This window comes from Brevibacterium luteolum (genome assembly GCF_013004595.1).
Lineage (GTDB): Bacteria > Actinomycetota > Actinomycetes > Actinomycetales > Brevibacteriaceae > Brevibacterium > Brevibacterium luteolum.
Window position 1 is genome coordinate 1 of sequence record NZ_JABEMC010000002.1, and the last position, 23,953, is coordinate 23,953.

Annotated in this window: 26 protein-coding genes and 1 pseudogene; 10 read left to right on the plus strand and 17 right to left on the minus strand. The window is 68.3% G+C overall.

From position 1 onward, the window contains the following. Positions 1 to 413 (plus strand): DDE-type integrase/transposase/recombinase (locus HLA91_RS03515; protein ID WP_170273567.1); only part of this gene is annotated, 413 nt, incomplete at its 5' end. A gap of 37 nt (positions 414 to 450) precedes the next feature. On the opposite strand, the pseudogene HLA91_RS13765 reads toward HLA91_RS03515, so the two are convergent. Beyond that, positions 451 to 1,050: pseudogene (locus tag HLA91_RS13765) on the minus strand (IS3 family transposase); the annotation flags it as partial. A gap of 13 nt (positions 1,051 to 1,063) precedes the next feature. Continuing rightward, a complete protein-coding gene (locus HLA91_RS03520; RefSeq protein WP_170273568.1) occupies positions 1,064 to 1,381 on the minus strand; it encodes a transposase in 318 nt (105 codons plus the stop codon). A gap of 760 nt (positions 1,382 to 2,141) precedes the next feature. Here HLA91_RS03520 and HLA91_RS03525 point away from each other — a divergent pair. Beyond that, positions 2,142 to 2,378 (plus strand): hypothetical protein, encoded by a 237-nt coding sequence (locus HLA91_RS03525; RefSeq protein WP_204514221.1) that lies wholly within the window; start codon positions 2,142 to 2,144, stop codon positions 2,376 to 2,378. Here HLA91_RS03525 and HLA91_RS03530 read toward each other — a convergent pair. The 4 genes from HLA91_RS03530 to HLA91_RS03545 form a co-directional block, all read right to left on the minus strand. After that, complete coding sequence (locus HLA91_RS03530; RefSeq protein WP_170273570.1) at positions 2,367 to 3,641, minus strand: M20 family metallo-hydrolase; 1,275 nt, start codon at positions 3,639 to 3,641, stop codon at positions 2,367 to 2,369. The two genes, HLA91_RS03525 and HLA91_RS03530, sit on opposite strands and share 12 nt — an antisense overlap. 280 nt (positions 3,642 to 3,921) lie before the next feature. Beyond that, positions 3,922 to 4,467 carry a TetR/AcrR family transcriptional regulator gene (locus HLA91_RS03535; protein WP_170273571.1) on the minus strand — a complete coding sequence of 182 codons (546 nt, stop codon included), beginning with the start codon at positions 4,465 to 4,467 and terminating at the stop codon, positions 3,922 to 3,924. Then, the gene (locus tag HLA91_RS03540; RefSeq protein WP_170273572.1) at positions 4,460 to 4,993 is read right to left on the minus strand and encodes an SRPBCC domain-containing protein; all 534 of its coding nucleotides are present in this window, start codon (positions 4,991 to 4,993) and stop codon (positions 4,460 to 4,462) included. The genes HLA91_RS03535 and HLA91_RS03540 overlap by 8 nt, the downstream gene beginning before the upstream one ends. Before the next feature lie 53 nt (positions 4,994 to 5,046). After that, positions 5,047 to 5,562, minus strand: a complete 516-nt coding sequence (locus HLA91_RS03545; RefSeq protein WP_170273573.1) for a DUF2306 domain-containing protein — start codon at positions 5,560 to 5,562, stop codon at positions 5,047 to 5,049. An 86-nt stretch (positions 5,563 to 5,648) separates the two neighbouring features. Here HLA91_RS03545 and HLA91_RS03550 point away from each other — a divergent pair, with 86 nt between their 5' ends. Continuing rightward, positions 5,649 to 6,293 carry a MerR family transcriptional regulator gene (locus HLA91_RS03550; RefSeq protein ID WP_170273574.1) on the plus strand — a complete coding sequence of 215 codons (645 nt, stop codon included), beginning with the start codon at positions 5,649 to 5,651 and terminating at the stop codon, positions 6,291 to 6,293. Positions 6,294 to 6,484: 191 nt separating this feature from the next. Here the strand turns inward: HLA91_RS03550 and HLA91_RS03555 are convergent, their stop codons facing one another. Further along, entirely contained in the window at positions 6,485 to 7,303 is an 819-nt protein-coding gene (locus HLA91_RS03555; RefSeq protein WP_170273575.1) for a DUF8083 family protein, read from the minus strand. A gap of 233 nt (positions 7,304 to 7,536) precedes the next feature. Between HLA91_RS03555 and HLA91_RS03560 the strand changes: the two genes are divergently transcribed. Further along, a complete protein-coding gene (locus HLA91_RS03560; RefSeq protein WP_102162091.1) occupies positions 7,537 to 7,752 on the plus strand; it encodes a DUF3073 domain-containing protein in 216 nt (71 codons plus the stop codon). A gap of 86 nt (positions 7,753 to 7,838) precedes the next feature. On the opposite strand, the gene purM is transcribed toward HLA91_RS03560, so the two are convergent. From purM to HLA91_RS03590, 6 genes are all read right to left on the minus strand, one after another. Next, positions 7,839 to 8,948, minus strand: coding sequence for a phosphoribosylformylglycinamidine cyclo-ligase (gene purM / locus HLA91_RS03565; protein ID WP_420867897.1), 1,110 nt, complete (start codon positions 8,946 to 8,948; stop codon positions 7,839 to 7,841). Then, on the minus strand, positions 8,942 to 10,426 hold the full coding sequence (purF, locus tag HLA91_RS03570) for an amidophosphoribosyltransferase (RefSeq protein WP_170273577.1): 1,485 nt from the start codon (positions 10,424 to 10,426) through the stop codon (positions 8,942 to 8,944). Before purF ends, purM begins: the two co-directional genes overlap by 7 nt. Positions 10,427 to 10,430: 4 nt before the next feature. Continuing rightward, positions 10,431 to 10,844: a hypothetical protein gene (locus HLA91_RS03575; protein WP_170273578.1), complete on the minus strand. Its 414-nt coding sequence runs from the start codon at positions 10,842 to 10,844 to the stop codon at positions 10,431 to 10,433. 90 nt (positions 10,845 to 10,934) lie between these two features. After that, the gene (locus HLA91_RS03580; protein WP_170273579.1) at positions 10,935 to 11,822 is read right to left on the minus strand and encodes a DMT family transporter; all 888 of its coding nucleotides are present in this window, start codon (positions 11,820 to 11,822) and stop codon (positions 10,935 to 10,937) included. After that, positions 11,819 to 13,279 carry an aldehyde dehydrogenase family protein gene (locus tag HLA91_RS03585; protein ID WP_170273580.1) on the minus strand — a complete coding sequence of 487 codons (1,461 nt, stop codon included), beginning with the start codon at positions 13,277 to 13,279 and terminating at the stop codon, positions 11,819 to 11,821. The genes HLA91_RS03580 and HLA91_RS03585 overlap by 4 nt, the downstream gene beginning before the upstream one ends. Positions 13,280 to 13,347: 68 nt before the next feature. Next, complete coding sequence (locus HLA91_RS03590; RefSeq protein WP_170273581.1) at positions 13,348 to 13,827, minus strand: Lrp/AsnC family transcriptional regulator; 480 nt, start codon at positions 13,825 to 13,827, stop codon at positions 13,348 to 13,350. 147 nt (positions 13,828 to 13,974) lie between these two features. Between HLA91_RS03590 and HLA91_RS03595 the strand changes: the two genes are divergently transcribed. Then, positions 13,975 to 15,171 carry a trans-sulfuration enzyme family protein gene (locus HLA91_RS03595; protein WP_170273582.1) on the plus strand — a complete coding sequence of 399 codons (1,197 nt, stop codon included), beginning with the start codon at positions 13,975 to 13,977 and terminating at the stop codon, positions 15,169 to 15,171. A gap of 21 nt (positions 15,172 to 15,192) precedes the next feature. Here the strand turns inward: HLA91_RS03595 and HLA91_RS03600 are convergent, their stop codons facing one another. The 3 genes from HLA91_RS03600 to HLA91_RS03610 are packed head-to-tail and all read right to left on the minus strand — an operon-like array spanning position 15,193 to position 18,150. Next, positions 15,193 to 16,713 (minus strand): phytoene desaturase family protein, encoded by a 1,521-nt coding sequence (locus tag HLA91_RS03600; protein ID WP_170273583.1) that lies wholly within the window; start codon positions 16,711 to 16,713, stop codon positions 15,193 to 15,195. Between the two features lie 4 nt (positions 16,714 to 16,717). After that, positions 16,718 to 17,116, minus strand: a complete 399-nt coding sequence (locus HLA91_RS03605; RefSeq protein ID WP_170273584.1) for a sterol carrier family protein — start codon at positions 17,114 to 17,116, stop codon at positions 16,718 to 16,720. Then, on the minus strand, positions 17,113 to 18,150 hold the full coding sequence (locus tag HLA91_RS03610) for an asparaginase (RefSeq protein WP_170273585.1): 1,038 nt from the start codon (positions 18,148 to 18,150) through the stop codon (positions 17,113 to 17,115). The genes HLA91_RS03605 and HLA91_RS03610 overlap by 4 nt, the downstream gene beginning before the upstream one ends. A gap of 65 nt (positions 18,151 to 18,215) precedes the next feature. On the opposite strand from HLA91_RS03610, the gene purD reads away from it, so the two are divergent. Together purD and HLA91_RS03620 are read left to right on the plus strand one after the other, a co-directional pair. Then, a complete protein-coding gene (gene purD / locus HLA91_RS03615; RefSeq protein ID WP_170273586.1) occupies positions 18,216 to 19,505 on the plus strand; it encodes a phosphoribosylamine--glycine ligase in 1,290 nt (429 codons plus the stop codon). A 24-nt stretch (positions 19,506 to 19,529) separates the two neighbouring features. Continuing rightward, the gene (locus tag HLA91_RS03620) at positions 19,530 to 20,435 is read left to right on the plus strand and encodes a phosphoribosylaminoimidazolesuccinocarboxamide synthase (protein WP_170273587.1); all 906 of its coding nucleotides are present in this window, start codon (positions 19,530 to 19,532) and stop codon (positions 20,433 to 20,435) included. 61 nt (positions 20,436 to 20,496) lie between these two features. Here the strand turns inward: HLA91_RS03620 and HLA91_RS03625 are convergent, their stop codons facing one another. Continuing rightward, on the minus strand, positions 20,497 to 21,552 hold the full coding sequence (locus HLA91_RS03625; protein WP_170273588.1) for a hypothetical protein: 1,056 nt from the start codon (positions 21,550 to 21,552) through the stop codon (positions 20,497 to 20,499). 181 nt (positions 21,553 to 21,733) lie between these two features. On the opposite strand from HLA91_RS03625, the gene purS reads away from it, so the two are divergent. From purS to HLA91_RS03640, 3 genes are read left to right on the plus strand one after another with little or no spacing between them, the layout of a single operon-like run. After that, a complete protein-coding gene (gene purS, locus HLA91_RS03630) occupies positions 21,734 to 22,009 on the plus strand; it encodes a phosphoribosylformylglycinamidine synthase subunit PurS (protein WP_170273864.1) in 276 nt (91 codons plus the stop codon). A gap of 35 nt (positions 22,010 to 22,044) precedes the next feature. Then, positions 22,045 to 22,785: a phosphoribosylformylglycinamidine synthase subunit PurQ gene (purQ, locus tag HLA91_RS03635; RefSeq protein WP_170273865.1), complete on the plus strand. Its 741-nt coding sequence runs from the start codon at positions 22,045 to 22,047 to the stop codon at positions 22,783 to 22,785. A 57-nt stretch (positions 22,786 to 22,842) separates the two neighbouring features. Next, positions 22,843 to 23,850, plus strand: coding sequence for a DUF6882 domain-containing protein (locus HLA91_RS03640; RefSeq protein ID WP_170273589.1), 1,008 nt, complete (start codon positions 22,843 to 22,845; stop codon positions 23,848 to 23,850). Positions 23,851 to 23,953 lie beyond the last annotated feature (103 nt).

Here is a 23,953-nt window from a genome sequence, read left to right on the forward strand (position 1 = left end):
GCTATGCCATCGATTCGCGCATGAAATCGCGGCTGGCTGTAGAAGCAATTGACGATGCTGTGGCCCGTCGCGGCGGGCCCAGCGTTGTGGCCGGTTGCCTCGTACACAGCGACCGCGGGTCGCAATTTCGCTCTCGCAGATTCCAGCATGCTCTACGAAACCATGGGCTCGTCGGATCGATGGGTCGGGTTGGCGCTGCTGGCGATAACGCTGCGATGGAATCGTTCTTCGCTGTATTGCAGAAAAACGTCCTCGACCGGGGCCGTTGGGACACGCGAGCTAGGTTGCGGACAGCGATCGTTCACTGGGTCGAGCGGACCTATCACCGCAAGCGTCGGCAACGGCGTTTGGGTAAACTGACCCCGGTTGAATACGAGCTTGTTCATCACAAGGCCGTCGCTCTGGCGGCGTAAACCCCGGAGTCAACCAAACCTTCAGCAGTCCCATGGCAACGTATTGCGATCCACGATCGGAGTGATGGACTAGTTCAGCAATGCCTGTGGTCGCGGTGTTCAGCGCGTGCTCTAGCGCTTCTAAGGACAGCGCGTGCGTCGTCATCGATGATCTGGTCGCCCAGCCGGCGATGCGGCGGGAGTACGCATCGATGACGAACGCGGTGTACACGAAGCCATACGATGTGCGCACATACGTGATGTCAGCGACCCACAGCCGGTTCGGGGCCGGTGCTTTGAAGTCTCGCATCACCAGATCCGGGCGCTCATCCGGTGTGCGCCCGGGTACCGTGGTGCGCGGTTTCCGGCCGCGAACCACGCCGCTGATTCCGGCCTGACGCATCAGCCGTGCGACCTGGTCACGGCCGATCTTCCAGCCGCTTCGGCGCATCGCGTGCCACATTTTGCGAACGCCGTAGACCCCGTAGTTGCGGGCATGCAGGTCCTTGATCACCACGGTCAGTTCCCGATCACGGATCTGGCGTTCGCAGGCCGGGCGGGTCTTCGCTGCCCGATAACCACGCGACGTTATGAATCCACCCTCGCGTGCTGCAAGTGTGCGGCAGATGAGCTCGACTCCGAACTGATCACGGTACATATCGATGTAGCGATCATTTCGGTAAGCGGCGGCCTGGCTCGGCTGCAAAAAACGCGGAGGCAGTTTTGAGGATCTCGTTCGCCCGTCGCAGCTCACGATTCTCACGCCGTAACCGGCGCAGCTCTTCAAGCTCATCTGTAGTCGCGCCCGGCTCAGTGCCGGCATCACGTCTGGCCTGCTTCAACCACCCGCGCATCGTATGCGGTGAGATCCCAAGTTTCGTTCCCACCGCCTGGGCGGCCGACCACTGCGAGCACTGCGTGTGGTGAAGATGATCCTCCATCAAACGCAACGCCCGTTGCTTGAACTCCTGGGTATAGACAGTTGGCATGATCCAATTCTCCTTCAATCAGTAGAACGGAACGAAACCCAGGACGCTTCACCCGAACGAGGGAGCCGTCAACGTCAGCAGCACAAACGTGCTCCGGCCCGGCTTCGACTCCCGCACACCATCGGCCAAAATCGCCTGCCAGTCCCGCCGATAGACCCTCGCGCACTTCGGGCACGTCAGGAACGACCGCGAACCGCAATTGACCACTTCACCCGTGGGCGTCACGACCTTCTTGGCACACTGCCGCCGGGCCACCTCACGGGCAAGAGCAACCTTGTCTGAGACCTCCATCACTGACCCACCCCAAGCACCCAGACGGGCCGGGCTGTGACCTGCACTTTTACTGCTCTGCCGCTGCACTGCGTTACGGCAGTTCGATGCTCTCGCACACAGTGAATTGCTCTTGTTTGGTGCCGTGCTAACGTATTCATCGACGCAAAGGCACCGACTGAAAATCGAAAGGTCACCGGATCGACGCCGGTCGGAGCCACAGCTTGAAGGCCCTCGCATGTCATGCGGGGGCCTTCGTGCATCCCCTGCGCTGCCCGTCCGACTGTGCGCCCAGAAATCACCGAAAACCCAGGTCCGCGGAAAGGTGAGGAGCAGAATACGTGGAGGCCGGCTCAGCAGGACCAACTGTGCTTCCACGGTGGAAACCTGCATCAGCCCCGGCACTACTCGCTGTACGTAGGGCTGCAGTTCAAGGCCTGTTACGATGGCACCGAGACGCCCGCCTATCGGCTGCAGGAGGTGCACCGCCGTGACTAGGCCATCAGCGAAGGATCGCCGCCTCACCGTCGATGGCGAGCAGTTCCGCATCCGGCAGACAGGTCGCACAGAGTACTACTACGACTGGCTCACCGGACCCAACCCGGACTACGGCTTCGCAGGCGGCACCTACCCGCCCAGCAAGCTGACCGACGACGACCACATCGAGGCGATCCGTGATTTCCTCGCTGACATCGACCCGGAGACCGGTTATCTCTCAGAGGGTTGAGGCCCCGGCCACCACGGACGGATCCGTGACGATCCGGCGCAGCACCTCGGTGAGGTGGTCGACACCGGCGAGCAGATCCTCGTCCTTGGTGAACTCGTTGAGATTGTGCGAGATCCCCTCGACGCTCGGCACGAACAGCATCACTGTCGGCACGAGGTCCTTCATGTTCGTCGAATCGTGACCGGCGACGGTGAGCACCTCGCCATGGGTCAGCCCCAGCGCCTCGGCGACGGACCGTGCGAGTTCGGTGCCTTCCGGCTGGTAGGGGTTCTGGTCCCAGGCGTGCTCGTGGACGATGTCGATCTCGACACCGACGCTCTCCTCCACCTCGACCATGGTCGCCTGCAGCTTCTTCGCCGCACTGTCGATGACCTCCATGCTCGGTGAGCGCAGGTCGAGGAGGATGCGGGCCTCGCTGGCGACAACGACCGGGGAGTTCGGGTAGACGGTGATCTCGCCGACGGCAGTATGCAGCGCACCCTCGTCGTAGTCGTCGACGAGTTCGCGGGCGGCGACAATGAGCTTGGCCGCCCCGAGCAGCGCGTCGCGCCGGTCGGCCATGAGCGCCGAGCCGGAATGCGCCTGCTCGCCGCGGATGCGCAGCTCGTACTTATGCGCAGCCCACGTGGCCGAGACAAGGCCGATCGTCACGCCGTCCTCGTCCATGCTGCGGCCCTGTTCGACATGGATCTCTGCATAGGCGGCCAGGTCGAGGTCAACTGGCCCATCGCCGCGCTCACCGATTGCTTCGAGGGCCTCGCGGACAGTCACGCCCTGTTTGTCGCGAGTCTCAAGCGCCTCGTCAAGCCCAAGCTTGCCGGTGAACACGCCTGAGCCCATCATCGAGGGCTTGAACCGACTGCCCTCCTCGTTGAACCAGTTGACAACGGCGATATTGCAGGCCGCCTGCCCGGGATTGGCAGCGAAGTGCTCGCCGAGCCGGAACGCCGCATGCGCTGAGGCCATAACGCCGTAGGCCCCGTCGAAGCGGCCGGCGGTCGGCTGGGAATCCAGGTGCGAGCCGGTGAGCACATAGGGCGCACCCGGAACGAGTTCGAGCAGCCCGAACTGGTTGCCGATCTCATCGCGGGTGACTTTCATGCCGTGACGCTGCATGAGTTCTGCGAACCAGCGGCGCTGCTGGCCATCGGGTTCGGTGGCCGCCTGCCGGTCGACCCCGTGGGTGCCGGGCACCGCACCGAAGGTGGTGTGGACGTTCCAGTCGGCGAGGAAGGCGTTGTCGCGCGTGGTGTCCTGACTCATATGTGGTCTCCGTTCTGCTGTGCGGCGTTCTCGTCCGTTCCCGAGGTGCGGTTCGCCTTCGGCATCTGGCCGCAGGGGCCCGCAGGGGCGGGCCGGGGATGACGCAGCCCTGAGCGCGAAGCCCAGGCGGGCCAGGCGGCTGCGGGATGGCCGCTGCGGATGTGCCGCTCCTCGTGCTCCACGATAGTCGCGAAAGCCCCGCTGCCGTCACCGAGTCCGCAGCCTCGCCTGCCGAGCGCGCGGCTGTGGCACGCTTTCGGCAGGCGAGCGTCAGCTACGCTCAGTCAGCGACGCCCGAAGAAAACGCCTCGGCGAGCTCCTCCCACGCGGCCTCGACATCACTGCCAGGCGGCAGCCGCCCGTCGAGTTCGAGGATCGTGAGCCCGTGGGTGGCCGCCCACAGTGCCTGCGCAATCACCGGATCGCCGATGACGGTGAAGAACGGCTGACCCGACCACTCCTCCAAGCCGCCTGGCAGCGCGGCCCGGTCAAGCGGCCCGGTCGTCGCCAGCCGGTAGAGCTCCGGCGACTCAGCCGCGGTGGCGCGGTAGGCCCGCAGCAGCGCGGGGACCGAGGCATCGGCCTCGATCGCATGCCAGCATGCCTGCCCCATCTGGGCGAAGGCGTCGATGAGCAGCTGGGTGCGCACCGCGTCCTTGCTCGGCAGATGCTTGTACAGTGACGGCGCCCGGATCCCGAGCTCGGCTGCCAGCGTACGCATGCTCAGCGCATCCCAGCCTTCGGCTTCGACGCGGCGTCGCGCAGCGGCGAGGATCTCGGCTTGGCGCCGGCTGCGCGCCGGCAGTGCGATCGGCATCTCAGTCATGGGCACCAGTCTGCCGCAGGCCGACAGCGCGCTGTCCGATCGCCGCGTTGACCTCGGCGAAGTCGGCTTCGAGGTCAGCGCGCATCGATGCCATGAACGACGCGACGACACCGGTGAAGGTCTCCTGCTGGGTCAGGCGGGTGCCGCCGCCGGGCAGCGCTTCGAGCCGGAACGAGTGCTCAGCATCGACCAACCCCGGCACCCACGTCCGCCCGGCCCAGGTGAGCTCGCGGCCGGGTTCGGCGGTCAGGATCGTAGGCGTGAAGGTCATCGTGCCTTCACCGAAGACGACGACTTTGCGCAGCTTCTCACCGACAGCGACGGTACCGGAGCTTTCGATGATCGAGGGATTCCATTCGCTGTAGCGCTTGGTGTCGGCTAGCACTGCCCACACCTCGTCGGGTGAGGCATCGAGCTCGGTGACAGCGACGACCATGACCGGGTTGAGGCGGCTGTAGGCGAAGAGGCCTGCGGCCAGGATGACGGGGATGGAAAGCCAGACGGCGATGGTGCGAGCGACGGTCATGACGAGGACTCCGATCAGTGAGGTGAACCGTCAGCCACCAGTGGCTAACACCGTTAGCCTACCGGTTGGCGCGGCTCCTCCGCAATGCCTTTCCGCTCGCCCTTCGGCTCACCGCTCCCGAGGCGGGCCCTGAGAACGGCGAACCACGCACCTGCAATGAGCACAAGCACCGCAGCGAAGGCTGTGAGCGCAACCGGGCTGGTTACTGCTGTCGTCCACATGAGGCGGGTGGGCACAAAGGCGGCGAAGCCGAAGGCGATGAGGGTGCCGATGTAGGAGCCGACCATATTGGCGATGTGCCCGGGCTTATTGCCGCGCGCGATCATCCAGACTCCGAGAGTGACGCTGACGGTGGTGAGTACCGAGAGGCCGTGGAGGAAGGTGAGGCCATCATCGAGGCCGAAGAAGAAACTGGAGGCACACGTGAGGTACATGAGCCCCACCCAGGTGCGCCCGAGCACCCGGTGCACGGCGTCGCGGCGGGGCCGGAAGATGTTGACAGGTCCGATGATGAGGACGAGGAACGCAGCACTGGCGTGAATGACAACGGCGAGCGGGATGGTCTCCATACTCGGTAAGATAGTGACGCTGTCCAAGCAAGTGCAACGTGGATAGCCACGCCCCGATTCAGTATCCGACCGTTCAGGAGAGCTAAGTGAAGCTCAGCGCGCTGGCAGAGGCCACCGGCATCTCGACCGCCTCGATCAAGTACTACCTGCGCACAGGCCTCCTGCAGCCTGGAGTCAAGCGGAATCAGACGACCGCGGTCTATCACGACACCCACGTCGAGCGTCTGGAGCTCATCGCCGCCCTCCGGCAGCTCGTCGGCCTGTCGATCGAGCAGATCAGCACCCTCACCGCCGTCATCGACGACCCGCAGGCGAGCATGCTCGATGTCATGCAGACCGCCCAGCTGCTCGGCGGCGGGCTCCCGCCGCTCACCGCCGAGCCTCCGGCTGCCCAGGATGCGCGCATGGCCGCCGCCGAGGCGCGGGTCGCCGCGGTGATGGAAGCCCAGGGCTGGCCGGACGCACCGAGTGCCGCCCGGGCAGCGGCCGCCTCGGTGGTGGCAGAGATGACGGGACTGGGACTGGAGGTCACCGATAAGTACCTGCAGCTCATCGGGGCGGCTGTCGACATGATCTCCGGTTCCGACCTCGACATCTCCGGGTCGCGGGACCGGATGGCGATGTATGTCGCCGTCGGCACCCACCGGTACTCACGCCTCGTGCTCGCGCTCCTGCAGCTGGGCCAGACCTCGCACAGCATCGCCCGGGCCGGTGAGCACACACACCGGTGACACAGAATTCATGTGCTCGCGAACGGACTGTCGCCGCAGATCAGTGTCGTTCCGGCAGCGACGCACCAGAGAAGTCCCCGCAGTGACTTCTCAGCGAATGCCACACGAGCACCGCGATCGGCGGTTTCAAGTGAATAGACCGCAAACGACAGGAGACCTGCGGCTGAGAGACCACCCCCGCGAGCCGTGTCTCAGCTGCTGCGGGCGTAGAGGCCGATCATCTCCCACTGGCGGGTGTAGCGGTTGAAAGCGCGGATCGCGCCCTCTGTGTCGTCGGTGTCGAGGCAGTCGATCCAGTCGGTGACGTGCGCAGCGCCGGTGTCCGGCCACAGCACCTCGCTCATACCACCGAGGTCGAGTTCGAGCATCGCGTTCATATCGAAGTCATCGAGCCAGTCGCCGAATGCCTCAGTCGATTCGACAACGGTGCGCAGCCGGGACTTCTCGTCCATCACGTCATGAGCCCACTCGACGCGGGCGGCAGCGGTGACAATCGGGGTGCGGATGCGGATCCGGAAGCTGCCGTCGTCGGTGTCGGTGCTGATGACGCGATCGTTGTCCGGATCGATCGCCAGCCACCACACCGGTGAGACGTCCCACGCCGAGGTGCGGGTGAACACGCGGGTGTCCGGGTCGTCCTGCATCCATTCGACCCGGTGGCTGGCTGCCCGGCGGCGGGCGGCCTTGGGCACGAACATGTCGAGCTCAGTGCGCGGATGGGCCTCCATGAGCGCATCGAGGGCGTGCCAGGAGCGGATGTCGTCCTGGACGGGGCAGACGCGGTCGAAGCTGTCGCCGGTCTCCGCGCCGGTGAGGAACAGCGGGGTGCCGCGGTAGGAGTCCGCGACAGGGTCCGGGGGCAGGCTGATGAGCCGGTCGTCGGCGTCCTCGGCGACGAGCCGCTCGATGGTCTCCCGGTTCGCACTGACGGGGTAGTCGGCGAACTCCTCGTGCACGACCAGCGGCTCGAACACCCGCAGGGAGATGACATAGCTGCGCTCGTAACCCATGTGCTCACTCTATCGTTCACACCCGGTTCGCCTCCGCCTCGGGCACGGGCTTTTCTGGACTCATTCGCCTTTTGCGCAGGACTGTCTCATAATGGTGTCCAGAATTCCCACGCTCGCCTGAGGCGACATGACACCTCTGTGGCGGCGGGGTAGGATTCGAAGCACAGACAACCGGAGAATCCCGGGGCCGACAGCCAGCAGCCCTGGGCCTGACCAGGAGGGGGTCGACGCCTGTGGGTCGCGGCCGCGCAAAGGCGAAGCAGATCAAGGTTGCCCGTAAGCTGAAGTACTACAGCCCGGAGACGGACCTGAGTGCTCTCCAGCGAGAGCTCGGGGGCGCGTCGACGTCTGATGACTCCGATGACTACGCGGACTACGATGATCCGGACTACTCCGATTATGCCGATAAGTACGCTGACGATGAGGACAGCGACGACCGCTCCCACTGAGCGCTGATTGCGAAGGGCCCTGCCGATAGGCGGGGCCCTTCGTCGTTCCCGAGGCGGTGGCTGCCGTTCCCGAGGCGGGGGCCGGCTCAGTCGAGCAGGATCGCCGCGCCCCCATCGACACCCTTGGCACCCTGCACGTAGTAGGGGTCAGAGGCATGGGTGCCGTCGTCGTCGCTGACCTCGCCGAGCAGCCAGGAGCCGGGCAGCGCGGCGAGCACCGCCTCGGCGGCGGCCGGGTCGGCGGCGAGCACCATACCGACACCGAGGTTCCAGGTGCGTTCGCGGTCGGCCTGCGGGACCTGGCCGAGGTCGCCGAGGACGTCGAAGACGGCCGGGATCTCCCAGCTGGACCGGTACATGCGCGCCAGCATGCCCGGCGGGATGACGCGGGCGACGTTGGCGGACAGACCGCCGCCGGTGACGTGCGACATCGCATGGACGGCGCCGGGCCGGGCATCGAGGATCGCTGCGAGGTCACCGGAGTACACGCGGGTGGGCGTGAGGATCTCCTCGCCGAGGGTGCAGGAGAACTCGGGCACCTCGCGGTCGAGGGCCCAGCCGGCGTCGGCGATGATGCGGCGGACGAGTGAGTAGCCGTTGGAGTGCAGGCCGGAGGCCGGCAGCCCGATGAGCACATCGCCGGGGTTGACGCGTTCGGGCCCCAGCAGGTCATCGGCTTCCACAGCGCCGGTGGCAGCACCGGCGACATCGTATTCGTCGACGCCGAGCAGACCGGGGTGCTCGGCGGTCTCGCCGCCGACGAGTGCGACGCCTGCTGCCGAGCAGGCCTCGGCGATGCCGCGGACGATGTCAGCGATGCGTTCGGGCACGACCCTGCCGCAGGCGATGTAGTCGGTCATGAACAGCGGGCGGGCACCGCAGACGATGATGTCGTCGACGACCATGCCGACGAGGTCGTAGCCGATGGTGTCATGGATGTCGAGGGCCTGGGCGATCGCGACCTTGGTGCCGACACCGTCGGTGGAGGTGGCGAGGTAGGGCCGGCGGTAGTCCTTGAGCCAGGTGGCGTCGAACAGGCCGGCGAAGCCGCCGAAGCCGCCGACGACCCGGTCGTTGTGGGTGGCGGCGACTGCGGACTTCATCAGCTCAACGGCCCGGTCACCGGCTTCGACGTCGACGCCGGCGGAGGCGTAGGTGGTGGCTTCGCGTCTTTGGTGGTCCTGAGTCATCAGCATCCTCTTTCAGCTGCCGCGGTGTCGGGCACGGTGATGGGGTAGTTGCCGGAGAAGCAGGCGGTGCACAGTTCGGCTTCGCGCTGCTGGGTGGCGGCGATCATGCCGTCGAGTGAGATGTAGCCCAGCGAGTCGGCGCCGAGGGACTGGCAGATCTCGTCGGTGTTGAGGCCGTTGGCGATGAGCTCGGCGCGGGTGGCGAAGTCGATGCCGTAGAAGCACGGCCATTTGACCGGCGGGGAGGAGATCCGGATGTGGATCTCCTTCGCCCCTGCCTCGCGCAGCATCCGCACAAGGGCCCGCTGAGTGTTGCCGCGCACGATCGAGTCGTCGACGACGACGAGCCGGCGGCCGGCGATGTTCTCCTTGAGCGGGTTGAGCTTGAGCCGGATGCCGAGCTGGCGCAGCGTCTGGGAGGGCTGGATGAAGGTGCGGCCGACGTAGGCGTTCTTCATCAGCCCCTGCCCGAAGGGGATGCCGGATTCCTCGGCGTAGCCGACGGCTGCCGGGGTGCCCGATTCGGGTGTAGCGATGACGAGGTCGGCGTCGACGGGGTATTCGCGGGCGAGCTGGCGGCCCATCTCGGTGCGGGCGGCATGCACGGTCTTGCCGTGGAGCACGCTGTCGGGCCGGGCGAGGTAGACGTATTCGAAGACGCAGCGGGCCTGTTCGGGTTCGGCCCACCGGTAGGAGCGCAGGCCGTCCTCGTCGATGGCGATGAGTTCGCCGGGTTCGATCTCGCGGACGAAGGAGGCGCCGACGATGTCGAGGGCTGCGGTCTCGCTGGCGACGACCCAGCCGCGCTCGAGGCGGCCGAGGGCCAGCGGGCGCACGCCGTGGCGGTCGCGGGCGGCATACAGGGTGTGCTCGTCCATGAAGACGAGGGAGAAGGCGCCGTCGAGTCTGGGCATGAGCTCCCGGGCGGCGGCAGTGAGGTTCTCAGCCGCCGACGAGGCGAGCAGCTCGGTGACGAGCGACGTGTCGTTCGAGGAGTCGCGCCCGGACCGGGTGCGGGCCGGTTTCTGGGTGGCGGCCTTGACCGTCTCGTCGCGGGCGGCGGCCTTCTCATCGGCCATTTCCTGCAGCTCGGCGAAGTTCGTCAGATTGCCGTTGTGGGCCAGTGCGACGGTGCCGAACGGTGTGGGCCCGAGAGTCGGCTGGGCGTTCTCCCAGGACGAGACCCCGGTGGTGGAGTAGCGGGTGTGGCCGACGGCGATGTGGCCGGGCAGAGTGTCGAGGTCGCTTTCGTCGAAGACCTGGGAGACGAGTCCCATATCGCGGTAGATGAGGATCTGCTTGCCGTTGCTGGCGGCGATGCCAGCCGATTCCTGGCCGCGGTGCTGGAGGGCGTAGAGGCCGAAGTAGGTGAGCTTGGCGACCTCCTCGCCGGGGGCCCAGACGCCGAAGACACCGCATTCGTCCTGCGGGCCCTGATCGGCGAGGTCGAAATCGTCGCTGGAGGCTGCGTTCACGCGTGTCACGCCGTCATTCTCTCACATCCGTCTCCCCCGCCCGGCCGGGTTCAGAGGGCTGTTCGCCAGCGGTCTCGACCTCGGGCACCTCGGTGTCAGCCGCCTCGGTGTCAGCCGCCTCGGTGTCGACGGCCCCGGGTGCGGGGTCATGTACGGCGGGCACAGTGTAGGTGCGGGCGCGGCGCAGGCTGATGCGGTCGAGGATGAGGGCGACGACGGCGCCGAGGAAGCCGCCGATGGTGCCGACGAAGACCATGAGCATCCACGTCGCCGAGGCCTGGGTCACCTCGACCTCGACGCCGGCCATGTCGACGGGCAGAAAGGACAGGATACCGCCTGCGATCATGCCGAGGATGACGCCGAGGATGATGAACGCCGAGTACTTGGGGCTGCGGCGGACCGAGACGTCGATCGTGTCGTCGTTCATGGGCTCCCTTGGTTGCCGTGGTGGCAGGCGGCGGCCTGCTGGTGTGCGCCCAACAGTCTAGTTCACCGGCCCTGCATGCCGCGATTTCGCTCACGCCAGAGCGATGAGCCCAACGCCGCTGATGACGATCGCAGCACCGGCCAGCCGTCTGCCGAGGTCGCGTTCGCCGAAGAGCCACCAGGCCAGCAGCACGCCGATGATGATCGAGGTCTCCCGCAGCGGGGCGACCAGGGAGACTGGCGCCTGCTGCATGGCGATGAGCACGAGGATGTAGGCCAGCGGACTGAGCACGGCGACGACTGAGACGGCGCGCTTGTCGCTGACGGCCACCGCACGCAGCTCGGCCGGACGGCACATGGCCCGCGGGGCCATGACGACGGCGTTGACGGCGGAGCTGAGCGCGAAGTACAGCAGCGGCGGATACTCGGTCGTCGTCACGACGTGGTGATCCCACAGGGTGTACCCGGCGATGAACGTGCCGGTCAGCCCGCCCCAGAACAGCCCGGGGACCAGCAGGCGGCTGCTCTCCCGTCTGCCCGTCACCCCGGCGGCGGGACGCCCGGGCACAGTGACGACGGCGATGCCGGTGACGATGATGAGCCCGCCGAGGATTCCCGGCCAGCCGGGCCGCTCGCCGAGCATCGCGAGCGCGATGAGCATCGTCAGCACCGGGCCGGTGCCGCGGGCGACGGGGTAGACGATGCCCAAATCAGCCCGATCGTAACCGATCTGCAGGGTCACCGAGTAGGCGATGTGCAGCAGGCCTGAGACGACTGCGACGCCGAGCAGCGGCCAGCCGATGAGATCCGGCTGCTGGGCGATGATCGCGATGCCCATAGGCAACAGCAGAACGGCGGAGACGAGCTGGTAGGCGAAGACGAATGCGTAGCCGTGTCCGCGCACGGTCTTGGCTGCGGCGTTCCAGACGGCGTGGGCGAGGCTGGCGGTGAGCACCAGCCCGAGGGCGGTGAGGGTCAAATCTTCATGACGACGGTCTTCGTCTGCGTGTACTCGTCGAAGGCCTCGATCGACTTCTCGCGGCCGTACCCGGACTTCTTGAAGCCGCCGAAGGGCAGTTCGACGCCGCCGCCGGCGCCGTAGGTGTTGACGAACACCTGGCCGGCTTCGATCTCTGCGGCCATCCGGTGGGCGCGTGAGAGGTTCTGCGTCCACACGGCGGAGACGAGGCCGTAGTCGGTGCCGTTGGCCTCGGCGATCGCCTGCTCATCGGAGTCGAAGCTGCGGGAGACGACGACCGGCCCGAACACCTCTTCCTGCCAGATCTCGGAACCGGCCTCGACATCGGCGACGATCGTCGGGGCGAAGAAGGCGCCCTGAGCGCCGGCCGAGCCCCCCGCACCCGAGGTGCTGATCGCCTCGGGTGCGGCGCCGCCGGTGAGGATCTCACCGGAGTCGAGACGCTCGAGGAACCCGGTCACCCGCTCGAACTGCTTACGGGAGACGAGCGGGCCGAGCATCGGGTCGTCGAGTCCGGGACCGATCGTCACCTCGCGCATCGCAGCGCTCATCTTCTCCAGCACTTCGTCGCGCACGTCGGTGTGGACGAGCAGCCGGGAGCCGGCCGAGCAGGTCTGGCCGGCGTTCTGGATGATCGAGCGGACCAGGGAGGGCACGGCTGCGTCGATGTCGGCATCGGCGAAGACGATGTTGGCCGACTTCCCGCCGAGCTCGAGCACAGTCGGGATGACCCGGTCGGCTGCCGCCCGGGCGATGATCGAGCCGGTGCCGGTCGAGCCGACGAAGCCAAGGTGGGCGACCTCCGGATGCTGGGCAAGTGCCGCACCGGCTTCCCGGCCGAGTCCGGTGACGACGTTGAAGGCGCCGGTGGGGAAGCCTGCCTGGTCGAGGATCTCAGCTAGGCGCAGGGTGGTGCGCGGGGTTTCGTCTGCCGGTTTGGCCACCGCGCAGTTTCCGGTGGCCAGCGAGGTGGCTGCCGCCCGGCCGACGAGCTGGAGGGGGTAGTTCCAGGCGACGATGTGGCCGGTGACGCCGTAGGGTTCGCGGCGGGTGTAGACGTGCATGTCCTCGCCGAGCGGGATGGTGTGGCCGTAGTAGGCCTCGATGGTGTGACCGTAGAACTCGAAGTAGCGCGCGCACACATCGACGTCGGCATAGGCCTGGGTCAGGGGTTTGCCGGTGTCTTCGCTTTCGAGCCGGGCGAGGTTCTCACGGTCGGCGCGGATGAGTTCGGCTGCTGCCACGAGCAGGCGGGAACGTTCCTGTGGGGCGGTGCGGCCCCAGGACTGCTGGGCTCTGCCGGCGGCGATGACGGCCTGATCGACTTCGTCGAAGCCGCCCCGGGCGATCTGCCCGATCGTCTCGTTGGTCGCCGGGTCGATGTTGTCGTAGGTCGTCACCGAGGGCACGTGACGGCCGCCGATGAAGGACGTGATCTGCGCAGGAGTTGAGGCCATGTCCTGAGCCTAAGCCCCCGCACCCGAGGTGTCAGCCCGCCGGCCGCATCCCGGACGCCTGACCTTCCTCAGTCGGTATCGAGGGCGGTGGCCCAGCCGGTGCCCGGCAGGTTTTCGAACACGAGGTTCGTCTGGGTGCGGGTGATGGCCGGGTGGCTGGCGAGGTTGTCGACGACGAAGTCGCGCAGGGCATCGGCATCGGTGGCGACGACGTGGATGATGAAGTCGTCGCTGCCGGCCATATGGAAGACCGAGAGCACTCCTGGCCAGGTGGGGGCATCGCGGCGCAGCGCGGCGATCGCGGTGCGGTCGAGGTGACCGATCTGGCAGGAGACCATCGCCTCCAGCGGCAGGCCGATGCGGTCCTTGTCGACGGTGATGCCGAATTTCGCGATCACCCCGGTGGACACGAGCCGGCGGATGCGCAGCGCCACAGTCGATTCGGCCACGCGCAGCCGGCGGGCCAGTGCTCGTCCTGAGGCGCGCGCGTCGGCATCGAGCAGGCGGAGCAGCTGCCGGTCAATGGCGTCGAGTTCGATATCGGCCATAGTGCACCCCTTTCCACATCGCAGTGTCTGCGGCAGACTGCGATACAGTGCCCATTGTGCCGTAGTTCCTGCGGGATTATACGGCTGCCCTGCAATTATCTGCAGCAGATGCGCAGGTTCATGTCGAAGAGGAGTTGAATGCAGGCTATGAGCCACATCACGCCCGGCGACTCCGCCGCCCACGACACCCACCCTGACACCCTGGCCGTGCACGGCATGGCCGCGCGTGCCATCAGCGAGGGCACGCACGTTCCGACGATCGATCTGTCGACGACCTACCCGCTGCCCGAGGTGGAGTCCGGCGGGGATTCCTACGAGCTGCTCGCCGGCGGCGGCCGCGCCAAAGATGGGGCGACCTCGCTGGTCTACCAGCGACTGTGGTCACCGAACGCCTCGGACTTCGAAGAGGGCCTGGCCGCCCTCGAAGGCGCGGACTCCGCTGTCGGTTTCACCACCGGGATGGCTGCGATCTGCGCCGTGCTCCAGCAGCGGGTGGCTGCCGGCAAGCCGCACATCGTAGCGATCCGCCCGCTCTACGGCGGCACCGACCATGTGCTGGCCACCGGGTTCCTCGGCACCCGCGTCACCTGGGCGACCCCCGACACGGTGACTGAGTCGATCGAGTCCGACACCGGTCTCGTCGTCATGGAGACCCCGGCGAACCCGACGCTCGAACTCGTCGACATCGCAGCTGTTGTCGCTGCCGCCGGTGACGTGCCGGTCATGGTCGACAACACGTTCGCCACCCCGGTCCTCCAGCAGCCGCTGGCGCACGGGGCTGCGTATTCGGTGCATTCGGCCACGAAGTACCTCGGCGGCCACGGGGATGCGATGGGCGGCATCGTCGCCTGCTCTGAGGAGCGCGCCGGTGAACTGCGCGGCGTCCGCTCGCTCACCGGCGGGCTGCTGCACCCGATGGGCGCCTATATGCTCGCCCGCGGCCTGCGCACGCTGCCGATCCGCATCCGCCAGCAGCAGGACAATGCGCAGGCTGTTGCCGAGGCACTCGAGGGCCATGAGGCGATCGCCCGGGTGTTCTTCCCCGGTCTCGACGGCCAGGATCCGGCCGGGCTCATCGGCTCGCAGATGTCGGGGCCCGGTGCGATGCTCGCCCTTGACATGGCTGGCGGCTACCAGGCCGCGGCGGCATTCGCCGAGCGCACCCGCCTGGCTGTGCACGCCGTCTCACTCGGCGGCGTCGACACCCTCATCCAGCACCCGGCCTCGCTGACCCACCGCCCAGTGGCCCCCGACGCCCGGCCGGCCGCCGGTGTCGTGCGCGTCTCGATCGGCCTGGAGGATCCGCGCGACATCATCGCAGACTTCACCCAGGCTCTCAGCTGAGGGACAGTTCCCGGCAGGATCTCACCGGTCGGGTGCAAGACGCGGTGCCGGCAGCCCGAACACCTGCTTCAGCGCCCGCTGCGCGGCGAACCAGCCGTTCATGCCGTGCACCCCGGGCCCCGGCGGGGTGGCTGCCGAGCACAGGTAGACGCCGGGGATGCCGAGGGAGTACGGGTCCCAGGTCAGCCTGGGCCGGGCGACCATCCGGTACAGGGACACAGTGCCTGCGGCGATGTCACCACCGGCGTAATTCTCGTTGTGGGCGTGCATCTGGGCAGCCGGCACGCAGGCGGAGTCGACGATGACATCGCGGAAGCCAGGGGCAAAGCGCTCGATCTGGGCGGTGATGTGCTCGGTGACATCGACCGGGCAGCCGGCCGGCACATGCGCGTACGTCCACAGCGGCCGCAGCCCGGCGACCTGCCGGGACGGATCAGCGACCGTCGGGTCGGAGACGAGCACGACGGGACGCTGGGGCAGCCGGCCGGCGGTGACCTCCGCCTCGGCGGCGGCCATCTGCTCCCGGGTCCCGCCCAGGTGCAGGGTCCCTGCCTGGGCGAGCTGCCGGTCGCGCCACGGAACCGGCCCGGAGAGCACGAAGTCGACTTTCGCAGCGGCATCCCCGAGCCCGAATCGCCTGAGTCCGCCTCTGACGCTGGCCGGCAGGCTGGCGTCCCAGATGCGGGCGGCAGTCCCGGCGGACGTGTCGAGCAGACAGGTGCGGGCAGGCGGCAAGTCGGCGGCGGTCTCAATGTGCACGCCTGTGCGGATCTGCCCACCGTGGGCTTTCAGGTCGGCGGCGAGCGCATCGGTGATCGCCTGAGACCCGCCGACTGGGATCGGCCACCCGGCCCCATGTGCCAGTGTCGCCAGCAGCATCGCCGCCGCGGCGGTCGCCGGGGAGGGCAGGGCGCCGATCGCATGGGAGGCAACACCTGTGAACAGGGCGCGGGCGGCGTCAGTGCGCAGCGGCAGATTCCAGGCAGGACTCCCCTGCTGCAGCAGCCGGGCTGCGAACCCGGCTGAGCGGGCGAGCGCAGCTGGGCTGCGCAGGGCGGCCGGCAGGGAGCGCTTGTCACCAAGCGAGAGCCACACGATCTCCTCAAGGTGCTCGGCAAACGAGGCGAAGAACCGCTTCCAGACCGGCCCGTCGGCACCAAGGCCTGCAGCGGTCCGGTCGAGGTCGCGCCAGGCCAGTGCCGCCGGCTGGTCCTCGAGCGGCTGGGCGTAGGAGATCTCCGGCACGGCGAGCTCAACACCGCGGGCGGCGAGGTCGAAGTCGAGCAGGAACGGGCTGGCGAGCGCCATCGGGTGGACGGCCGAGCACACGTCGTGCCGCAGCGCCGAGGCGCCGGTCCGGCCGGCGGCGAGCCCGAGGTTGAGGGTGCGCGCTCCCCCGCCGATGCTCGGCTGAGCCTCAAGAACTTCGACGGTCAGGCCGGCGCGGGCGAGCGTGACGGCAGCGGCCAGGCCGTTGGGTCCGGAGCCGACGATGACGGCATCGAGTGCCGGGCTGCGGCGGATGGCCGGCGACTGGTGCATCCGCTCAGCTGCCGGCGAGTTCAGCAGCGGTGAAGAGCGGCAGCTGCTGACTCAGATCGGCTCGCGTGCCCGAGGCGATCGCCGGGTCGGCGGCGCGTGCCTCAGCGAAGCTCAGTTCGCCGACCGCCAGGCGCAGCCACGTGTGTGGGTCGGTTTCGATGACATTGGGCGGGGTGCCGCGGGTGTGCTTGGGACCTGCGATGCACTGGGTGACGCCGAAAGGCGGGATGCGCACTTCGACCGTGCCGCCTGCGTGACGGGCGGCGAGCTCTTCGAGCGTGTAGCGCACGGCCATCGCCAGGGTGGCCCGCTCGACTTCCTCTGCGCTTGTGCGGCGGGCTTGTTCCCAGCGCGCGAGCGCGGCCCTGCCTTCGGTCTGGTCGATTCTGCGGCGAATGCTCATATCTGGTCCCCTCCGTGCATCGCATCGTACAGCCCGGCCCCGGCACGCACCTGACCGACAACGGCTGGGGCACCGTACTCGTCGATGCCGCCGGTGATCTGCGGGGCGAGATCGCTGATGACCGGCAGCGCGGCCTCCGCGTCGACCGCCCCAGCGTGGGCAAGCAGCTCGAGCGCGACCATCGAGGTGATCCGGTTCGACCCGTCGAGGCACTTGACCGCAACCGCCCAGCCGTCGCGGGTGCCCATCACCATGACGCCTTCGGCGCCGAACTTCGCGAGCACCTGCAGCCGTTCGATCGCCACCGCATTGGGCCGGCCGTGCCCGTCGATCGCCCACGGATGCTCGACGACCGCCTCGGTCAGCAGCCGGGCCGGTTCGCTCACACCGGCAGCGATCTGCCCGATGCCCCGGGCCAGGCGGGTGAGCGGCATCGCGTGCACCGGTGCCCCGCAGCCGTCGACGCCGACGTGATCTGACGGCGCCCCGCAGTAGCGTTCGACGGCGGCGGCGACCGCCTGCTGGACGGGGCTGTCGGGAGCGAGGTAGGTCTCGGTGTCCCAGCCGTTGTGGGCGCAGGCGGCCAGGAAGGCTGCGTGCTTGCCGGAGCAGTTGTAGAACAGCCGAGAGGTCTGCTGGCCGGCCGCCCGGGTGAGGTAGCGGTAGTCCGGGTCTGCCGGGGCGACCGCCGGGCACTTGAGCGCGGTCTCATCGAGACCGGCATCGGCGAGCATCGCTTCGACGACCCTCACATGCCCCTCTTCGGACCGGTGGGAGGCGGTGGCGAGCACAGCGGCCTCTCCGGCCAGCGCGACCCCAGACTCCATGACGGCGACTGCCTGCAGCGGTTTGAGGCACGAGCGGGTGGCCACCGGCGCCTCCGGCGCACCGGCGTGCGCATACACCCGTCCTTCAGGATCGACGACGACAGCGGAGCCGATGTGGCGGGATTCGATGAATCCGCTGCGCTCGATGACGGCGAGCTCAGCGGACTGGGCGGCGGTGCCCGTGGCAGGGTCAGCGGAAGCACTCATGCCCCCACTCTAAAGCCTGTCCGCCTGCGCCCCGGCTTGCTGACAGGCATACTAAGCTGAGGGGCATGAAGGTTCTCGTGCTGGGCTCAGGCGCCCGCGAACATGCCATCGTCGCCGGTCTGATCCGCGATCCGCAGGTCGATGCCGTCATCGCCGCCCCCGGCAATCCAGGCATCGCGCTCATGTGCGACACCCGCCCGGTCGAGGCCACCGACCCGGCCGCTGTCACCGCGCTCGCCCACGACCTCGACGCCGATCTCGTCGTCATCGGTCCTGAGGCTCCGCTCGTGGCCGGAGTCGCCGATGCGCTGCGCGAAGCCTCGCTGCCCGTCTTCGGTCCCAGCGGCGCAGCCGCCGTGCTGGAGGGTTCGAAGGCGTTCGCCAAGGAGATCATGGCCGCAGCCGGTGTGCCCACCGCCGAGGCGGTCGCCGCCGTCGATGAGACCGACGCCGCCGACGCCCTCGACCGGTTCGGCGCCCCCTACGTCGTCAAGGCCGACGGGCTGGCCGCCGGCAAGGGCGTCGTCGTCACCGAGGACCGCGACGCCGCACTCGACCACGCCCGCTCGTGCCTGTCGGTCGCTGACCGGGTCGTCATCGAGGACTACCTCGACGGGCCGGAGGTGTCCCTGTTCGTGCTCTGCGACGGCGTGACCGCAGTCCCGCTGGAACCGGCGCAGGACTTCAAGCGGATCGGCGACGGCGACACCGGCCCGAACACCGGCGGGATGGGCGCCTACTCCCCTCTGCCCTGGGCGCCGCCTGGACTGGTCGAGGAGATCGTCACCACCGTCGCCCAGCCGGTCGTCGACGAGATGGCCCGCCGCGGCACCCCGTTCGCAGGGCTGCTGTACTGCGGGCTCGCTCTGACCGCCCGCGGGCTGCGCGTCGTGGAGTTCAATGTGCGCTTCGGCGACCCGGAGACCCAGTCCGTCCTCGCCCGCCTGGAGACCCCGCTCAGCACCGCGCTCATGGCCGCAGCCACCGGCACACTCGCCGAGCTGCCGCCCCTGCAGTGGTCGTCTGACGCCTCGGTCACCGTCGTCATGGCCGCTGCCGGCTACCCCGAGGCCCCGGTCACCGGCACCGCGATCACCGGCCTGACCGACGCAGCCGCCCAGGATGGGGTGATGGTCCTGCACGCGGGCACCACCGCCTCGGGCCCGGCAGGCCAGCTGGCCACCAGCGGCGGGCGGGTGCTCTCCGTCGTCGCCAACGCGCCCACGCTGGCCGAGGCCCGCGAGCGCGCCTATGCCGCCGCCGCGCTCATCAGCTTCGACGGCCAGCAGCAGCGCAGCGACATCGCCGCCGCCGCGGCCGCCGGCCAGATCACGATCCCATCCACCACCGACTAGCACCACCGACTCAGGAGGTCCGCCATGAGCGCCGACGCACCGCAGAGCCTGCCGGGCTGGCAGCACGTGTACTCCGGCAAGGTCCGCGACATGTATGTGCCCGCCGACGGCCCGGCCGAGCTGGCCGAAGCCGAACGCGTGCTGCTCGTAGCCAGCGACCGGATCTCCGCATACGACTTCGTGCTCGACACCCCGATCCCGGACAAGGGCGCGGTGCTGACCGGGCTGAGCCTGTGGTGGTTCGACCAGCTCGCCGAGGTGATCGGCAACCACGTCACCTCCACCGACGTGCCCGAGGCGGTGGCCGGGCGGGCGATGGTGTGCCGGCCGCTGGAGATGTTCCCCGTCGAATGCGTCGCCCGCGGGTACCTGACCGGTTCGGGCCGGGCGGATTATGAGCGCACCGGCTCGGTGTGCGGGGTCGCGCTGCCCGCTGGGCTGCGCGAGGCCGACAAGCTGACACCGGCGATCTTCACCCCCGCCACCAAAGCCGAGCTGGGCGAGCATGATGAGAACATCAGCTTCGACAAGACCGTCGAACTGCTCGGTGAGGACGACGCCGAGCTGCTGCGCGATATCACCTTGCGCATCTACACCCGAGCTGAAGAGATCGCCCGCGAACGCGGGATCATCCTGGCCGATACGAAGTTCGAGTTCGGCCGCGATGCCAACGGCCGGGTGCTGCTGGCCGACGAGGTGCTGACCCCGGACTCCTCCCGGTTCTGGGACGCTGAGGCCTACGTGCCCGGGCAGGCCCAGGCGAGCTTCGACAAGCAGTTCGTGCGCGACTGGCTGACCGGCCCGGAGTCCGGCTGGGACAAGGACTCCGGCCAGCCCCCGCCGGCCCTGCCCGCCGAGATCGTGACCAAAACCCGGCAGCGCTACATCGAGGCCTTCGAGCGCATCACAGGCCAGGAGTTCCCCGGCTGACCTTCCGCAGCCGCGCGCGGGCCTCCGCAGCCTCGCCCGGGCCTCTGCAGCCGGGCGCGGCTCATTCCGGGGTGCGCATCCATTCGCGCTGGCCGTGGGTGAGCATCCGCAGATCCGTATCGGAGTCGAAGGTCGCGCCCAGCGCGCCGGCGAACAGCCCGAGGGCCGCTGACAGCCAGGCGAGTTCGACGTAGTCGTCCCAGGTGGCCTGTGAGCCGAGCACATCGGACATGAACTGGATGTCGATGACGACGAGCGAGGACAGCAGGATGAGGATGAAGAGGATCGCGTAGAGCAGCGCAACCCCGACGAGAAGGGTGACGACGGTCGAGAGGTTGTACAGCACGGTGACTGCGGCGAGGGTCTCGCGTTTGGGCTTGTCCCACAGCCGGTGCCCGAAGATCAGCCAGCCGACCACGAGGACGATCGACAGCAGCCCGATGAACAGCAGCCGGGTCGTCGACAGGTAGTCGGCCATCTGCCAGATCGACTGGTAGAAGATGCCGAAGGCGCCGGTGGCCGCAGCGGCGGCAAGCGCGCCGGAGAGCTTCGGCACGGCGCTCCACGGCTCATTGGACATGATCATGCCCAGCGCCATCCGCGGGCCGCCGGTGATGGTGTGGGCGTGGAGCAGGTAGACCTGCTCCTCAGCCTCGTAGCGCCAGGAGTTCCACCGATAGTCCGGCCCCGTGTCACGCGCCGGGTCCCCGCCGAGCATATGGACCACCGTGCTCGTAAGCGTCGTGATGAGCCGCCGGCTGCGCGCCCATACACCGAAAGCCGGCAGGGACACGACGCCGATCGAGGGGCCGGTGAAGACCTCGGCGACGAGCGGATGCCCGCGGGTGTGGCGGGGGATCTCGGTGAGGAAGATCGTCGCATGCGCCGGTTCGGTGCGTTCAGCGAGCTCTTCGGCGACGTCCATGTCGAGTTCGTACTCCGGTGTCAGCCGCAGCGCTGCCGCACGCACATCGACGCGCACCTCCTTGCCGAGCACGTCGCTGAGCCGGGCTGTGAGGTCCTCGCGGATCGCCTCGGCGCGCCGGGCCGGACCGCCTGGATCGGCCAGCAGCAGGATACGGTCGAAGCTCGTCGGCAGCGCTGGTGCATCGGCCATCGGCGCATTCCACCCTTCTGGTCGGCAGGAGGCGGGCGTGGAGCATGCGGTTCGGCGGCGCATCGGTCGCCGGGTGGCCAGGCTACCAGAGCACGCCGGGGGCTGGTGGCGCTGTTAGGATGAGACTGCTGAACAGACGGCTGCCGGTCAGCCGCGCACATCGCATAAGGAGAACGTGGACATGGCACGTGTCGTCGTCGAGGTCATGCCGAAGCCGGAGATCCTCGATCCGCAGGGCAAGGCGATCAGCTCGGGCCTGACCCGGCTGGGTTTCGACGGGTTCACCGATGTCCGGCAGGGCAAGCGCTTCGAGCTCACCGTCGAGGGCGAGATCACCGATGCGGTGCTGACCGAGGTGCGCGATGCGGCTGAGAAGCTGCTGTCGAATCCCGTCATCGAGAACGTCGTCGCTGTGCGTGCCGAGGAGGACCCCGGCACCGAGGCAGGTGCCCGGTGACCGACCGCAGCGCCTACACTGCCGGCGGCCCGCTCATCGGCGCCCCCACCTCGTCTGCGGCAACCCCCGGGGCTGCCGGCGCTCGGATCGGCGTCGTCACCTTCCCCGGCACCCTCGACGACCGGGATGCTGCACGCGCCGTCACCCTGGCCGGGGCCGAGGCGGTGCGCCTGTGGCATGCCGATGAGTCCCTGTCCGACGTCGATGCGGTGATCCTGCCCGGCGGGTTCTCCTACGGCGACTACCTGCGTTGCGGGGCGATCGCCCGCTTCGCCCCGATCATGGATGCCGTCATCGCAGCAGCCAAGGGCGGGATGCCGGTACTTGGCATCTGCAACGGCTTCCAGGTGCTGTGCGAGGCCCATCTGCTGCCCGGCGCGCTCGTGCGCAACGACTCTCAGCAGTTCGTGTGCCGGGACCAGAAGCTGCGCATCGAGAACGCTGAGACTACCTGGACCTCGGATTTCGCCGCAGGTCAGGAGATCGTCATCCCGCTCAAGAACGGCGAAGGCGGCTATATGGCTGATGACGCCGCACTCGACATGCTCGAAGGTGAGGGCCGGGTTGTGGCCCGCTACCTGGAGGTCAACCCGAACGGCTCACGCAACGACATCGCCGGCATCACCGATGCCAGCGGCCGGATCGTCGGGCTCATGCCCCACCCCGAACACGCCGTGGAAGCCGGCTATGGCCCGGACACCGCCGCCGGCATGCGCACCGGACTCGACGGCCAGGGCTTCTTCACCTCGGTCATCTCCGCACTCGTCAGCGCCTGAGGCCGCACTGCGGCGGTCTGCCTGCCGAGCCGGCACCGGAGCGCTAGAGTTGTGAGCATGACTGAAACGCTGCAGGATCTCGTCAACCGTGCCGTGTTCCTCTCCGCTGAGATGCAGGCCGCCTTCGGCCGCCGGATCGCCGATGCCGATTGGGAAGTCGACTTCGCCGCTGACCCGCCGGCGCTGCGCTTCACCGGCGAGCAGTCGCTGGAGGTGCGCGCCCACATGCTCGGCAGCGAATCGCAGCAGACCTCGACCTGGCATTGGGGCTGGGACAACATCAACGACTTCCCCGCCCCGGTCGTCGACCTCGCGCATGCGGTGCGCAGGCACGGCGCGGCTCATGAGCTGGGCGAACTCACCACCGAAGAGATCGACTTGAGCGATGAGCTGGCGCTGCGGCTGACGCTGGCGGCGAAGACGATCACCGGCCTGTGGGCGCACTACCCGGTCGATGCCGGTGGCGGTTCGGTCGTGTGGCTGCTCGTCGAGCACCCGGAGCTCACGCTCGGTCAGCCTGCGATCCGCGATCTCGTTCGCTCACTGGCCCAGGGCCTGACCGAGACCGAGGTGACCGATCACCGGGCTGCGCTCATCGCCTACGCCGAGCAGCGCGGCTTCCCGCTGGCCGAGCTGCCCGCAGGCGGCCTGCGCCTGCTGGCAGCCGACGGCAGCGCCGATGTCACCTTCGACGAGCAGAACCGCATCACCAACTGCGCCCTGCACCAGCCGCTCGAGGGCGAGGCCGCCGAGCAGTTCGCCGCCGGCAGCCCTGCCCCCGCTCCTGCCGAAGCCCCTGCCGAAGCCCCTGTTCCTGAGGCGGCAGCCCCGGCACCAGCAGACGAGCCCGCCCCTGCCCCGGCAGCTGCCGAAGACCCTGCTGCCAAGCCCCCCGTCGGGGAGGAACCGGCAGCGGACCAGTCGGCAGCTGACGACCCGGTCGAACAGCCTGCCGCCCCCGAGCCAGCACCGTCGCTGGCACCGGGCCCATCCCCGGCAGACCAACCAGAGAAGGAGAAGAAGCCGAAGAAGAAGGGCTTCTTCAAGAAGCTCTTCGGCGGCTGATGTCCGTTCCGGCCCGGCAAGCCGTCACCCGCGGCAGCCGGAGGCGCACCCCGGCAGCTGATCCGCCCGCGCTCCGACGAAGCGCATAGGCTAAACGGAGTAG